The organism is Pseudomonas cichorii (genome assembly GCF_015471405.1).
Classification (GTDB): domain Bacteria; phylum Pseudomonadota; class Gammaproteobacteria; order Pseudomonadales; family Pseudomonadaceae; genus Aquipseudomonas; species Aquipseudomonas serbiensis.
In genome coordinates, this window is sequence record NZ_BLVZ01000049.1 from 1 (window position 1) to 443 (window position 443).

1 protein-coding gene is annotated in these 443 nt (G+C 65.5%); it reads left to right on the forward strand.

The window, feature by feature from the left end; translation table 11 throughout:
• Positions 1–443: hypothetical protein (locus JL015_RS27580; RefSeq protein WP_201020689.1), on the forward strand; the 443-nt coding region annotated here is incomplete at both ends.

The window sequence follows — 443 nt, forward strand, 5'->3', positions numbered from 1 at the left end:
AACGGCGGCATTTACGCCAAAGGCCTGGTACGGGTCATCGGCAACGACTTCGACAACAGCGGCGACAACGACGGCCAGATCGCCGGCGGCCAGGTCGACCTCAGACTGACCGGCGCCCTGAACAACCGCCTGGGCATCATCGAAAGCGACAGCACCCTGGCCATCCAGGCCGCCAGCCTCGACAACCAGACCGGCCAGATACGCTCACTCGGCACCACTGACGCCGCCGACTTCCAGATCGGCACCCAATTCGACAACCGCAACGGCACCGTGGAAGTCGCCAACAGCAACCTGATCCTCAACGCCGCGAGCTTCCTCAACACCAACGGCAACCTGCTGCACGCCGGTGCCGGCACCTTCGACATCTCCACCGCCAACCTCACCCAGGCCGGTGGCAACCTCGTCACCCGCGGCGGCCTGACCGTCACGGCGGACAACTGGAC